This is a genomic window from Ohtaekwangia kribbensis, from assembly GCF_042676245.1.
In the GTDB taxonomy this organism is placed as follows: domain Bacteria; phylum Bacteroidota; class Bacteroidia; order Cytophagales; family Cyclobacteriaceae; genus Ohtaekwangia; species Ohtaekwangia kribbensis.
In genome coordinates, this window is the sequence record NZ_JBHTKA010000008.1 from 48555 (window position 1) to 61362 (window position 12808).

The 12808-nt window shown below is 42.3% G+C and carries 14 protein-coding genes; 5 read left to right on the top strand and 9 right to left on the bottom strand.

Translation table 11 applies throughout. The features are described 5' to 3' along the window. The first annotated feature begins 10 nt into the window (after positions 1-10). Both ACFQ21_RS20925 and rny read left to right on the top strand, forming a co-directional pair. Entirely contained in the window at positions 11-298 is a 288-nt protein-coding gene (locus ACFQ21_RS20925) for a cell division protein ZapA (RefSeq protein WP_377582174.1), read from the top strand. A 72-nt stretch (positions 299-370) separates the two neighbouring features. Further along, positions 371-1942, top strand: a complete 1572-nt coding sequence (gene rny / locus ACFQ21_RS20930) for a ribonuclease Y (protein ID WP_377582177.1) — start codon at positions 371-373, stop codon at positions 1940-1942. A 59-nt stretch (positions 1943-2001) separates the two neighbouring features. Here the strand turns inward: rny and ACFQ21_RS20935 are convergent, their stop codons facing one another. Beyond that, on the bottom strand, positions 2002-2322 hold the full coding sequence (locus ACFQ21_RS20935) for a hypothetical protein (protein ID WP_377582180.1): 321 nt from the start codon (positions 2320-2322) through the stop codon (positions 2002-2004). Between the two features lie 122 nt (positions 2323-2444). Here ACFQ21_RS20935 and ACFQ21_RS20940 point away from each other — a divergent pair, with 122 nt between their 5' ends. The 3 genes from ACFQ21_RS20940 to ACFQ21_RS20950 all read left to right on the top strand — a co-directional run bounded on the left by ACFQ21_RS20940 (position 2445) and on the right by ACFQ21_RS20950 (position 4924). Next, positions 2445-2870, top strand: coding sequence for a helix-turn-helix domain-containing protein (locus ACFQ21_RS20940; protein WP_377582183.1), 426 nt, complete (start codon positions 2445-2447; stop codon positions 2868-2870). A 164-nt stretch (positions 2871-3034) separates the two neighbouring features. Next, entirely contained in the window at positions 3035-4015 is a 981-nt protein-coding gene (locus ACFQ21_RS20945; protein ID WP_377582186.1) for a PIN domain-containing protein, read from the top strand. A gap of 552 nt (positions 4016-4567) precedes the next feature. Further along, entirely contained in the window at positions 4568-4924 is a 357-nt protein-coding gene (locus tag ACFQ21_RS20950) for a hypothetical protein (protein ID WP_377582189.1), read from the top strand. A gap of 328 nt (positions 4925-5252) precedes the next feature. On the opposite strand, the gene ACFQ21_RS20955 is transcribed toward ACFQ21_RS20950, so the two are convergent. The 8 genes from ACFQ21_RS20955 to ACFQ21_RS20990 all read right to left on the bottom strand — a co-directional run bounded on the left by ACFQ21_RS20955 (position 5253) and on the right by ACFQ21_RS20990 (position 12800). Beyond that, on the bottom strand, positions 5253-5777 hold the full coding sequence (locus ACFQ21_RS20955) for a DUF2480 family protein (protein WP_377582192.1): 525 nt from the start codon (positions 5775-5777) through the stop codon (positions 5253-5255). Positions 5778-5796: 19 nt separating this feature from the next. After that, the gene (gene tsaB / locus ACFQ21_RS20960; protein WP_377582195.1) at positions 5797-6507 is read right to left on the bottom strand and encodes a tRNA (adenosine(37)-N6)-threonylcarbamoyltransferase complex dimerization subunit type 1 TsaB; all 711 of its coding nucleotides are present in this window, start codon (positions 6505-6507) and stop codon (positions 5797-5799) included. Next, positions 6507-8156, bottom strand: a complete 1650-nt coding sequence (locus ACFQ21_RS20965) for a S41 family peptidase (RefSeq protein WP_377582198.1) — start codon at positions 8154-8156, stop codon at positions 6507-6509. Before ACFQ21_RS20965 ends, tsaB begins: the two co-directional genes overlap by 1 nt. A gap of 95 nt (positions 8157-8251) precedes the next feature. Beyond that, positions 8252-8644 carry a ribonuclease P protein component gene (gene rnpA, locus ACFQ21_RS20970; protein ID WP_377582201.1) on the bottom strand — a complete coding sequence of 131 codons (393 nt, stop codon included), beginning with the start codon at positions 8642-8644 and terminating at the stop codon, positions 8252-8254. 53 nt (positions 8645-8697) lie between these two features. Next, complete coding sequence (rpmH, locus tag ACFQ21_RS20975) at positions 8698-8859, bottom strand: 50S ribosomal protein L34 (RefSeq protein WP_079687198.1); 162 nt, start codon at positions 8857-8859, stop codon at positions 8698-8700. A 167-nt stretch (positions 8860-9026) separates the two neighbouring features. Continuing rightward, positions 9027-10025 carry an adenosine kinase gene (locus ACFQ21_RS20980; protein WP_377582205.1) on the bottom strand — a complete coding sequence of 333 codons (999 nt, stop codon included), beginning with the start codon at positions 10023-10025 and terminating at the stop codon, positions 9027-9029. 73 nt (positions 10026-10098) lie between these two features. Further along, positions 10099-11013 (bottom strand): glycerophosphodiester phosphodiesterase, encoded by a 915-nt coding sequence (locus ACFQ21_RS20985; RefSeq protein ID WP_377582208.1) that lies wholly within the window; start codon positions 11011-11013, stop codon positions 10099-10101. Between the two features lie 209 nt (positions 11014-11222). Then, positions 11223-12800 carry a DHA2 family efflux MFS transporter permease subunit gene (locus tag ACFQ21_RS20990; RefSeq protein ID WP_377582211.1) on the bottom strand — a complete coding sequence of 526 codons (1578 nt, stop codon included), beginning with the start codon at positions 12798-12800 and terminating at the stop codon, positions 11223-11225. Positions 12801-12808: the final 8 nt, after the last annotated feature.

Here is a 12808-nt window from a genome sequence, read left to right on the forward strand (position 1 = left end):
TAAGAAATTGATGGAGGAACTTTCTATAAAAATAAAGATAGCCGACCGTGAATACCCCATGAAGGTGAAGCGATCTGACGAAGAGCGGGTACGACTGGCGGGTAAACTCATCAATGAGAAATTAAAATCTTACCGGGAGCAATTTGGGATAGATGACAAGCAAGACTTACTAGCGATGGTAGCGTTCGATTGCCTGGTAGATAAAATGGCAGCCGATGAAACGCACCAGGTTATTGACCAGACTGTGTTTGAGAAAGTAAATCAACTCAACCACCTGGTATCCCAATCCATTCTGTAATTTTCTTTACTCCTATTACTTTCTGAGCCAAGGCGGCATACCGGGGTAGTATATATAACCCCTAATTTTTTTATGTCTCTCTTTTACGTCATAGTTATTGCCAGCAGTATCGTGGCAACTATCGTGTTGAGTATTGTTATCGGGTCCATCCTTTCCAGCAAAAAAATGAAAAGGAATGTGGAAGACGCAGACGACCGCGCCAAGCTTATTATCAAAGAAGCTGAAATTGCAGCCGAAAATTTGAAGAAAGACAGGATCCTGGAAGCAAAGGAAAAGATCCTGAAGATGCGCTCGGAGTTTGAAGAAGAAGCAAACAAGAAGAAGAACGTTATCATCAGTAACGAACAAAAGATCAAGCAGCGCGAACAGACGCTCAGTAAAGAAATTGAAAGTCTTAAACGCAAGGAAGGCGAGCTTGACGACATCCGTACTGACCTGGCGGCTCAACTTGAGCATGTTAAAAAACGCAAGGAAGAACTTGATAAATTCAACCAGCAGAAAATTCAGGTTCTCGAAAACATCTCCAAGCTTACAGCCGATGAAGCACGCGAGCAACTTATTGCATCGCTGAAAGATGAAGCACAAACCCGTGCTTCAAGCTATATCAAAGACATTATGGAGCAGGCTAAGCTTACTGCTACCAAAGAAGCCAAGAAGATTGTTGTTGAAACGATTCAACGTACCGCTACCGAGCACGCTGTAGAAAACTGCGTGTCGATCTTTAACATCGAAAGCGATGATATTAAAGGTAAAGTAATCGGCCGCGAAGGACGAAACATACGCGCCCTCGAAGCTGCCACCGGTGTTGAAATTATAGTAGACGACACCCCGGAAGCGATTATCATTTCAGGCTTTGATCCGGTGCGCAGAGAGATCGCGCGCCTGTCGCTGCACCGCCTCGTGCAAGATGGCCGTATACACCCGGCACGTATCGAAGAGATTGTAGCGAAAACTACCAAGAACATTGAAGATGAAATTGTAGAGATTGGCGAGCGTACGGTGATAGATTTAGGTATACATGGCTTGCACCCTGAGCTGGTAAGGATGGTAGGCCGCATGCGCTATCGTTCATCATACGGGCAAAACCTGCTGCAACACTCACGCGAAGTTGCCAACCTCTGCGCTATAATGGCCAGCGAACTTGGTCTTAACGTGAAGCAAGCCAAACGTGCAGGCCTGTTGCACGATATAGGTAAAGTATGGCCCGAAGAACTCGAGAAGCCACACGCTATAGTAGGTATGGAGCTGGCGCAGAAGTATAAAGAACACCCGGTAATCTGCAACGCTATAGGCGCTCACCACGATGAGATTGAGATGACGAGTATACTCTCGCCAATCGTGCAGGCCTGCGATGCTATAAGCGGTGCACGCCCTGGGGCAAGACGCGAAGTAATGGAGCAATACATTAAGCGTTTGAAAGAACTTGAAGAGCTTGGTTTAAGCTTCGATGGCGTAGAGAAGTGCTATGCTATACAAGCCGGCCGCGAGCTGCGCGTAATTGTAGATGCAGAGAAAGCAACAGACGAACGCGCCAACCAGTTAAGCTTCGATATATCGCAGAAAATTGAACGCGACATGCAATATCCCGGACAGGTAAAAGTTACCGTAATCCGCGAGATGCGCAGCGTAGCGTACGCGAAGTAATCTATAGTTACTCGCTATATAGTTTATGAAATAAGCCCCGGTTATCGGGGCTTATTTTTTTACATACCTCCTGCATTTTCTCTGAGCCCCTTTGCGTCTTCTTTGAGTCCTCTGTGCAATTGGATTTCGTTGTCATCATCATCCGCCTCATGCCACCCCCGCGTTTCCTTCGCAGCCCGATCCAGCAACTCAAATAGCAGCGTAAGATCATCCATCCACCCATCAAACTCGGGCGACAGAAAGTCTTTATTATGCCCTATATATTCAATCAATAACGTGCGCAGGCACCGGTTAAGCCGCTCCGGCGGAGTATATAACATAAAATGGTGAAAGGCCTCCGCCAACCGCTCACTAACTATCCGTTCATCTGTATGTGACATATAACATTAAGGTTTACGCCACAAATAGCAAATCTCCCCGGGTGTGCCACACTACCACACCAAGTATATAACAACCCCATGAAGTTGTTTTTTACCTAATCAACTATTTTTTACATTTGAGTATGACAGATAAACTTCACATTGGCAGAAAAGTAGCGCGCCTGCGCGAGTTACGCGGTATAAAACAAGAAACGTTGGCTGAGCAATTAGGTATAAGCCAACAGGCTGTTTCCAAGTTAGAGCAAAGTGAGGATATTGAAGATACTACGCTCGATCGCTTGGCTAAAGCATTGGGATTCACCTCGGATGCTATAAAGAACTTTAGTGAGGAATCTATACTATATAACATTCAGAATAATTACGAAGGCGCTACCAATAACGTTGTACAACAATATCAATGCACCTTCAATCCATTGGATGAGTATAGGAACGAAGTAAAAGAAAACAAACGCCTCAGCGAAGAGAATAAAAAACTATATGAGTCTCTTTTGAAAGAGAAGGATGAGAAGATTGCGTTGTTGAAGAAGATGTTGGAGGGGGGAAAGTAAAGTATAAAATTATCTTAAGCATGAGGATTCTAGTCCCTCCCTTGCTCTAAAAAACCCTCGGAATTAAATCAAGAATGAGTTCAGAGGAAATGTGAAAGCGTGGCTCAAAATGTAGCACAGTAGACTATTCACTCAAATGCGAAGAAAAAGTAACCGTTAGCAATATGGCAAAGAAAAGCACACCAAAATTAGATGCTCTAATTTTCATAGATACAAATATACTTCTTGACTTCTACCGGATAAGGAGCAGTAATATCAGCTTAAAATATCTGGCAGAAATCGAAAAACATAAGGATGTATTAATTCTCACAGACCAAGTTGAAATGGAATTTCGAAAAAATCGGCAGTCTGTAATCCTTGAAGCATTCAACGAAGCGAATAAGTCGTCTAATACAGGAGCTAGTGTTCCCACTGTACTGGTTGACGCAAAGCCGGCCGCTATGATTAAGAAGGCGCAAGCAAAAATTCTTGAACAACAAAAGAAACTAAGAAACCGTCTTGAGAAAATTCTGACAAATCCAGTGAAAGATGATAAAGTATACCAAACTCTTCAACGTGTTTTTAGGACTGACAGCCAGTTTATTTTAACAAGAGAAAGTGATCAAAAAGATAAAATTAGAGAATTAGCAAACAAGCGTTTTATGTTGGGCTATCCTCCTCGCAAAAAAAGCGACAATTCTATAGGTGATTCTATTAATTGGGAATGGATTATTGATTGTGCAAAAAGAACAGACAAGCATATTATCATTGTTACTCGTGATACGGATTTCGGAATTGTCTATGGAGATAGCATGTACTTGAACGATTGGCTACAACTGGAATTTCGCGAAAGGGTGAGCCATAAACGTAAGATAAAAATTACAAATAAACTGAGCGATGCTTTTAAATGGGCACAAATACCAGTCACCGCTGAAATGATTGAAGAAGAACAAAACATTGTAGAAAAACCTTTTGTATCCGGATTAACTCCATATGAACAATGGTTAATCACTAGTAGAGCGCTCCAAAACGTTGTCCATAATCGAATTCGTAACGCAATAGCTCATGGACAGAATATGTATCAAGCCCCTGATGTATCCGGCTTTAGCCCTCCCAATATAGGGTTCATTGCCGATGACGAGTCAAAAGATTTTGATGAGAAGTAATAGGAACTATCCATTTGACACCCCGTCATCGGCCTCCGCTACTCTGATGCTTAGTAGTGAAACCGTTCAAGTAATTATATTAATAACCCAACCAAAAATGATACCCATTAGAGTCACCAGCCTCCGCCCGCCTCGGGGACTCTGGCGGAAGAACAGACTTAGCTCCAGGCAGCATTTCAAAAGCGCATAGTCCCGAAACGGAGACTATGCTCCGACATCAGCGGAGTATAGATGTATACATTTATAAATACTCATATAAGTAAAGGTGTTCCTATATCGATACTTTAACGTTAAAATTAACATGACAATTACAGACTGCTTTAAGAGAATAGTTAAAAAGCAAACAGAGATAGGTTACCACTTTCCTACAATCCTTCGGCCCTCTGCAACACATGAACAGATTGAAAGAACAGAAAAAGAATTAGGTATAAAATTTAATGATGAACTTACGTCCCCATCAGAGTCACCGGCCGCCGGGACTCTGATGCTTAGTAGCAGAATAGTTCAAGTAATTATACCCTAAGCCAGCCTTCAAATTTGTTTATACTATATATGCGCTTAACGATTTTATTAACACTTCTCCTCTCCGCCACTATTGCAAGCGGTCAAATTCCCAAGAGCGGAACCTATACTTATGATATAGCTTTCGCAGAATGGGGAGGTAAATCAAATGGCGCCAACTGCACCGTAATCATCAAAGGAGATTCTATCAAAGTAATTCACAACGGAACTGGTAATCTAACAGGCAAAAAAGGAGATATACTCGAAGCCGGAGTAATAATGAAACATAAAAAAACTGGCAAGTATATCATCGCGCGAAACCCTCACGATAAAGACGCTGAGGAAGCCAACGGATGTGAAGGACCTTCGCTGATTGACTTTGTAAAGAAAAAATTCTGGATGTGTTAATCTTTAGAAGTCTCCGAAGAGTCTCCCGCCTCGGGGACTCTGGCGGAAGCACACACTTAGCGACAGGCTGCTTTTCAAAAACGCATAGTCCCGAAACGGAGACTATGCTTCGACTGNCTTTTTCCATCCACTCTCGCAAATGAAGATCTTTTTAGAAAGATATATACCTCCAGCTTTTCAAGTTTTCCTATGCCCTACTGGCAAAAGGGTCTCAAAGGTATAAACAGATTTTTAAAATCACAGAGGTGCATGAATAATTTTTTCACCGACCCTCATGTTGCAACACTATAAATACTGAGGATCAAATCATTAACGACTAAAAAAATTTTTATGATTCTGCTCTGGATTTTTTGAATAATGGAACAGTACTGCACGGTTCACCAAACATCAAGCTTGCTGCAAGTGGTTTTAATCTATTGGTTGCTTCTACATATACTGCTATAGGTACATCAACTTTACTACAACCTTTAACAACAACTTTTGCATTATTAAATTTTGACCAATCGATTTTTGCTAATTGTTCGTGGTAAAGAATTGTTTCTAACTCTTGCAGAGATCCAAATACAATCTTTTTTGCAAAGGGCTGTAACGCAATAGCTAACAACATATAGGCCCAGGTTGGAACGATCGCATCTGCAGAACACGTGATCGCTATAAATTTATTTTGATACTGACTCCAGTCATGTGTCTTAATAAAATCACGAAAATCTTTTTCCTTCAGAATAAGTCCCTGGTATAACTGATCTTTTATATCCAATAAAATTCTATCACCCTGAACGTAATATTCCTCCAGGTTAAAAGTAATGAGCGAACTGCTCGCTACTTTATTAACGATCTGATCCTGAGCTTCCATTATTCTTCAAACACGAGAACTAACTTATTTTGTTCGCCACTGCAGAATCTTTATCCGCAGGTTTTTTAATTAAAAATTCTTTCAGATAGAATGGCTCGAACGTAACGAGGTTTTCAAATTCGTTTCGCGAAAATTTTTCACTTGCTAAAAATCCCAACTCTTTTGCTGACGGCACTATATCCGAAATAAAAAAGGCATTTGAATGGGTGATCACCGATTTACATTTTGCTGCACCATCACCAAAGAAAATTATTTTATGATCGCTCAATGATTCCCTGAAACTTTCTTCGTCTATAACTTTTGCTTCTATGGGTCGCAAGACATTTATCTCACTATCAAAAATCTGACAGTATACTTCCATTCTGCGCGCATCGATCATCGGACAAAGCCAAGCATTGTCAAGGATAGCTTTCAGTTGAATCTGCTTTGCCAGCAAAGACAATGTACTTACCGATAACAACGGTATGCCTAGAGCAAAACATAGTCCTTTGGCGGTAGATACACCGATGCGAAGACCTGTATAAGACCCTGGACCCTCTGACACGGCAATGGCCTGTATAGCGCTCATAGGTATATCTGCCAATTTCACAACCTGATCGATCAACACCGCGAGCTTCGATGCATGCGATTGCTCTTTATGCATCTCGGCAGAAGCTACCAACTTTCCATTATTGTGCAGGGCTACAGAACAAACTGTAGTGGATGTTTCCAGACTTAGAATAAGAGCCATTAATTGAGGAAAAGGATTTTCTTGTATGCAGCATCGTTGTTCAGAATTTTTCGCGCTTCCAACACAGCCCTGTCGCGTGGCAGCGAAACTTCCGCCTGACCTTCGTTCTGCGTATAATGAAATGCAATCTGCTCTTCGAGTACTTGTATAATTTCGGTTCTAAAACGGATCATATCGGTTGATTTGCTCGCATCTATTTTATTTTTCAATGCGTTCAACTGTGCCTCCATCTCGGTATAATATTTTTCTTTTTTCGCGGTCTCTATCAACTGCTTCGTGTTTCGCTCCAGCGGAGTTGAATACGTAAACTTATTTTCTTTAATGAGATGCGTAAATTTTTCATAGTCTTTATCGGTGATATGAAAAGATTTTAAATCTGGTGTTGCAGGATTTTCAGCGCAATAACGTGACGCGAATTCAAAAACCAGTCCCGAGCTTATCAAAGCTGATGTGATTGTGCCAACCGGTTCATATTCAACGTCTATATCTGGATCCAATCCACCACCATCATAAACTTTTCGACCACGTTTTGTCTTAAATTCTGATTTGAGTGAATCTGCTATACGTTCTACTGTCCCATCGTCTTTGCGATGCGTGTAATCAAGCGCCTGGATACAACGGCCGCTGGGGATATAATATTTAGCAGTCGTTACTTTCAATTGCGAATTATAGGCAAGCGGACGTGTTGTCTGCACCAAACCTTTTCCGAAAGTTTTTTTTCCAATGAGCACAGCCCGATCATAATCCTGTAAAGAACCGGCCACAATCTCTGATGCGGACGCACTTCCTTCGCTAACCAAAATGATCATCGGGATCTCTGTATCTACCGGACTGTTCAATGTAGTATAACTTTTATTCCATTCTTCAACTTTCCCTTTTGTTGAGACAACTTCCTGACCGCGAGGGATAAACAGGTTTACAACATTTACTGCTTCGTGTAACAGGCCTCCCGGGTTCTCTCTTAAATCCAGTATAATTTTTTGTGCACCGCGTTGCTTCAGTTCAATTAGAGCGCTCGAAACTTCATTAGAGGCTCCGGGTGTAAAATCATCCAGGCGTATATAGCCAATGGTTGGTTCTACCAAACCATAATAAGCAAGATTATCGATACTGATTTTTTCGCGTTTTATTTTCAATACGAGATCTTCCTTCTGTCCGTAACGTCTTATCGTTACTTCGATATCTGTTTTAGGCTGTCCTTTTAGCAAAGCACTTACATCTGTTGTGGATTTACCCTGAACATTTTTACCATCAATGGCGACAATTTCATCACCGACTTTAATACCGGAGCGATAGGCTGGAAAATCTTTGTAAGGAAATGTAACGACCGTTTTTTTATTGATGATTCCGATCAGCGCACCAATACCACCGTATTGTCCCGTGGTTGAAATGCGAAACGATTCAATTTCATCTTCAGGAATATAATCAGTGTATGGATCGAGCGATTCGAGCATACCATCAATTCCTTTGCGTATAAGTTTTTGAGGTTCGACTTCATCAACATAGTAAGCGTTGATCTCCTTGAATAATGTAGCGAATATGTCAAGGCTCTTGGCGATGTCGAAATATTTTTCTGCAGGTTTTCGGAAAGCGAACGCGAGTACTACACCGAGTACAAGTATCAATGGCCATTTAGTTCTTCTCCACATAATATAGCTTTCGGGTTCTGGCATCAGGTGTGATGTGACCGGGGCGCGTGCGTGTTAAGTAAATATAACGACTATTCACTTCAATCGCTACGGCATCAGGGGGTAATCGTATCGGTAATCTGCGTTGATGATTTTGGTAATTTTTTGAACGAAAGAAGCATTCTTCGTTTCATTTCATCAAAAAGCAGGATCTCTTTATGTGTATAGATATAGCCGATCTGCAACGGAGAGGCTGCCGGCAGGAATTCTTTTTGTAAACGATATGCTTCGCGTATTCTTCTTTTTATAAGATTACGATCAACGGCACGTTTGAAATTTCTCTTGGACACCGAGATGAGAACCTGGTGATGAGACACCGCAGGATCGGGGTTCGGCATAAACAACACCTTGAAAGGGAACAAATAAAAAGAGGAACCCTTGTCGAAGAGTTCCTGTATATGTTTTTCGTTACTGAGTCGTTCTTCCTTACGGAACGTAAATTTCCCCATAGAGATCAAAAATATTCAATCTCTTTCAGGGAAGCTGAACTACCTGAAAGGGATTATTTATGCTTTAAGGTCTTCTCGTCAGAAACAGTAAGTTTCTTGCGTCCTTTTCTTCTGCGGGATGCTAATACTCTGCGTCCATTAGCAGAAGCCATTCTCTCACGGAAACCGTGCTTGTTCTTTCTCTTTCTGCGGGAAGGTTGATATGTACGTTTCATAGTAATCCGTTTTTATCCCTTACTTTTTAAGGGCTGCAAAGATGAACAGGATTTGCGGAATTTACAAACCATCTCCGCAGGATTTATTAAGTGCTGATCATAAATCTGTTAAAATCTATGATTACGCAGCAATTTCAACACATTTATTCTTCCCGCCAAGTTTCTCCTTACGCTACGAGGTCAGTCAAAATCTTTTTAGCCTGAGCCGGATCGAGTCGCGGCCCCCACTGCGTTACCACGCGTGATGACGCCAGTGATGCTAATTTACCAGCCTCAGCATAACTATGATTATGTGTTATCGCATACAGAAAGGCACCAGCAAACATGTCGCCTGCTCCATTGGTATCGATCGCCTGCACTTTGTACGGTTCAATCTGTATAAATGTATCGCCATCAAAGATCAAGGCACCATTGGCTCCCAGCGTTATGGCAAATCGTTTGGCAACCTGCTTCAGTTTTTCGCGCGCTTCCAGAATACTGGAGGTTCCTGTGAAGATCATCGCTTCTTCATCGTTACAAAAAAGAAGATCAACACTTGCGCCCACAATCTCCTGCATCTGTGCAGAAAAATATTTCACCATGCTTGGGTCTGAAAACGTAAGCGCAACTTCTACTTTATTTTTCTCTGCGATGCGCTTGGCTTCTTTTATAGCTTCAAGACCTTTCGGACTTGCCACCAGATAACCTTCGAGGTATACATACGAAGAATCTTTGATAGCGCTTTCGTCCAGGTGTTGTGGCGAAAGGAAAGAACTTACGCCCAGAAATGTATTCATGGTACGATGCGCATCCGGTGATGTCATGACCAGGCATCGGCCCGAGTGTCCTTCCGGACAGTTCTCATACGTTAAATTAGTATCAACACCATTTCGGTGAAGATCTTCCAGGAAAAATTTACCAAGCGCATCATGTGCTACCAGGCATGAGTAAAAAGATTTCCCTCCGAACTGATTGATTGCAACGATGGTATTACCGGCAGAACCACCGCCCGACATTTTACTCTTTTGCATATCAATAACCTTCATGAGCTCGAGTTGGCGTTTTTCATCCACCAGTGTCATCACGCCCTTCTCGATACCGTTCTTCTCAAAGAAATCGTGTTCAACTTCGGTTACAATGTCTACAATAGCATTACCAATGCCGTAAACGTTATACTTTTTACTCATTTACTTTTCAAGATTTTCCGCAAGGATACAGAATAAAATAGAAGAATACAGAAAATGGCGAATGGAGGCGCTCTTATTTTTTCTGAACGTTCATATTCAGCGTCATTTTATACCTACGGGCACGATCCGGATAATCGGTAATAAAGCCATCTACCCCCATACCCTTTAGTGCAAGCATCTCTTTTTCATCATTTACCGTCCACGGGATAACGCGGATCTTTCGTTTATGAAGGAGCGTCACTTTGTCTTTTGACAGGAGCTTATAGTACGGACTATATATAGAAGGATTGAATCCCAGATCTTTCAAATTTGCCTCGATGGATTTTATATTCTCAACAAGTGCTGCGAGCCGCACGTGCGGATATTTTTTCCGCCAGTATTTTAACACCCGAAAATCGAACGATTGAATTACCACGCGTTCCAGCGGCAGGTATTCATTAATAACACCGTAAACGAGATCAGAATACTCTTCAACAGTCGGATGAAATTTCTTGTCACCATCCGGGGAGCTTTTAATCTCAATGTTATAGTCTACTTCATATTGTGTAGCGCTCTTGATGTGATCTTCCACCGCTATAATAACTTCACGCAGCAGCGGTTTGCTTAACGCTATCTTTTGTTGCTCCGGAAATTTTTCATTGCCGCGCGAACCGCAATCATATTTGCCCACTTCGGCATAGGTCATTTCGTAAATGTTATACTTCTTCTCTTCCTTCTCGGTGATGGGTCGGCCAGTGGTATCCAGACAAATGGCTGACGACATAAACGGTTCATGCGAAAGAATTACCTGTTTGTCTTTAGTAATAACAACGTCCATCTCCAGCGTCATAACGCCAGAGTCAAGTGCTGTTATAAAAGCTGGAATTGTATTTTCCGGCTTCAGACCACGGGCACCGCGGTGGCCCTGCACTTCAAACTTGGGCATATAGATTTGAGCGGAACATGTTACCGATACCGATGCAAACAGCAATACAATGTACTTAACCATGCCCGAAGATAAAACCACAGCCTGCAACCTACAAGCCTCTGTACATGAACTGCAGATTAGCCTGTTATTATAAAGAGAGCGTTGCACGCTGCTATAAAAAAAGAAACATCCACACACAGCGCGAGAGTCAGGCTTAACCCCAATCTATAACCATTCCTGACTCCGCACTGCATGTGGATGTTTATCACTCCACGTGATGCTATATATTTCTAGTGTCCTACATTACTCATATCAACTTTGCTCTTCACGGGCTTCAGTATCAACACGAACGGCACACAAATCAAAAAGAATATACCTATACCCAGAAAGACATCCATATAGGTAAGCAACATCGCCTGTTTGGTAACCATCAGATCCATCAATTTGTTCGCTTGCATTGTAGCCTGATCGATGGTTGAACCGCTGGCGATAAAGTTTGCTTTCATACCGGCAAGACGTTGCTGTACATCGAGATCGTACGGTGACACGTGATTAGCAATATCGCTGCGGTGCTGTACACTTTTACGACTGATATAGGTACTGATCAACGCAATTCCAAACGATCCGCCTAACTGACGAACCATACCCGTAAAGGCAGCACCCTGCCCTATCTCCTTACCTTTAAGTGACGATAAAGCAAGTGTTGTTGTTGGCACGAATAAAAATCCGAGACCAACACCGCGTAACATCAACATCCAGAAGAAATCTCCTTCGGATGTGAAAGGTGTGATAACCGTATAGGCCCACAAACTAAAACCGAAGAAAGCCGAGAAACCCATCGCAATGAGATACTTCTGCGATACTCCTTTTTGAATGGCGCGACCTACGATTGGCATCATCAAACCCGTGGCAATTGAACTCGGCACCAGCATTAACCCGGATTGAAAGGCTGTCCATCCCAATGAGTTTTGTGTAAACAAGGGAATAACAAATGTAGACCCATACAAACCAAAGCCGAGTATAAACGAGAGCACCGTACCGATAGCAAGATTTTTATCTTTCAATACCCTTAGCTCCACGGCCGGATCTTTCGCCACCAGCTCTCTCCAGATAAACAGATATACTCCTAACACAGCTACTACCGAGAAAAGAATAATCCATACATCTTCAAACCAATCGTGTTCCTGTCCTTTCTCCAACACAAACTGAAGCGAACCTACTGCCATAATCAGGAACAATATACCGAACCAGTCAACCTCTGCCATTGATTTTTTACCTCCATAATTCGGGCTTTTTACATATGAAAGAGTAAGCAGTGTGGCAACAACCCCGATAGGAATGTTAATGTAAAATATATAGGGCCACGAAACATGATCCACTATATATCCACCCAACGGAGGGCCCAGCGTGGGACCAACAATTACACCCATACCATATAGTGCCTGCGCCATGCCTCTCTTTTCAGGAGGATATACTTCGGTGATAATGGTTTGAGACGTTACCAGCAGCGCACCGCCACCCAGCCCCTGTATAAACCGGAAGAAAACGAGCTCCCATATATTCGTAGCGTTACCGCACAGAAAAGAAGCTACAGTAAAGATCACGATGGATACTGCAAAGTAATTTCTTCTGCCAAACTGTTGCGATAGCCAGCTGGTAAGCGGCACTATAATAACGTTGGCTATAGCGTAAGCTGTAATTACCCAACTGACGTCATTCAACGTAGCGCCCAGGTTTCCCTTCATTTCATTGAGGGCTACGTTTACGATGGTTGTGTCTATAATTTCAAGCAGGGCACACATTATCGCGGTAATGGTAATGATCACCCTGTTAAAACCATATTCAACCAATGATTCCTGCTGAACCATGTATATAT

Coding starts and splice junctions, on each gene's coding strand:
- ACFQ21_RS20940 (WP_377582183.1), top strand. CDS start 2,445: ATGACAGATAAACTTCACATTGGCAGAAAAGTAGCGCGCCTGCGCGAG.
- ACFQ21_RS20955 (WP_377582192.1), bottom strand. CDS start 5,777: ATGGAAGCTCAGGATCAGATCGTTAATAAAGTAGCGAGCAGTTCGCTC.
- ACFQ21_RS20925 (WP_377582174.1), top strand. CDS start 11: ATGGAGGAACTTTCTATAAAAATAAAGATAGCCGACCGTGAATACCCC.
- ACFQ21_RS20945 (WP_377582186.1), top strand. CDS start 3,035: ATGGCAAAGAAAAGCACACCAAAATTAGATGCTCTAATTTTCATAGAT.
- ACFQ21_RS20965 (WP_377582198.1), bottom strand. CDS start 8,156: ATGTGGAGAAGAACTAAATGGCCATTGATACTTGTACTCGGTGTAGTA.
- rpmH (WP_079687198.1), bottom strand. CDS start 8,859: ATGAAACGTACATATCAACCTTCCCGCAGAAAGAGAAAGAACAAGCAC.
- ACFQ21_RS20985 (WP_377582208.1), bottom strand. CDS start 11,013: ATGGTTAAGTACATTGTATTGCTGTTTGCATCGGTATCGGTAACATGT.
- rnpA (WP_377582201.1), bottom strand. CDS start 8,644: ATGGGGAAATTTACGTTCCGTAAGGAAGAACGACTCAGTAACGAAAAA.
- ACFQ21_RS20935 (WP_377582180.1), bottom strand. CDS start 2,322: ATGTCACATACAGATGAACGGATAGTTAGTGAGCGGTTGGCGGAGGCC.
- ACFQ21_RS20950 (WP_377582189.1), top strand. CDS start 4,568: ATGCGCTTAACGATTTTATTAACACTTCTCCTCTCCGCCACTATTGCA.
- rny (WP_377582177.1), top strand. CDS start 371: ATGTCTCTCTTTTACGTCATAGTTATTGCCAGCAGTATCGTGGCAACT.
- tsaB (WP_377582195.1), bottom strand. CDS start 6,507: ATGGCTCTTATTCTAAGTCTGGAAACATCCACTACAGTTTGTTCTGTA.
- ACFQ21_RS20990 (WP_377582211.1), bottom strand. CDS start 12,800: ATGGTTCAGCAGGAATCATTGGTTGAATATGGTTTTAACAGGGTGATC.
- ACFQ21_RS20980 (WP_377582205.1), bottom strand. CDS start 10,025: ATGAGTAAAAAGTATAACGTTTACGGCATTGGTAATGCTATTGTAGAC.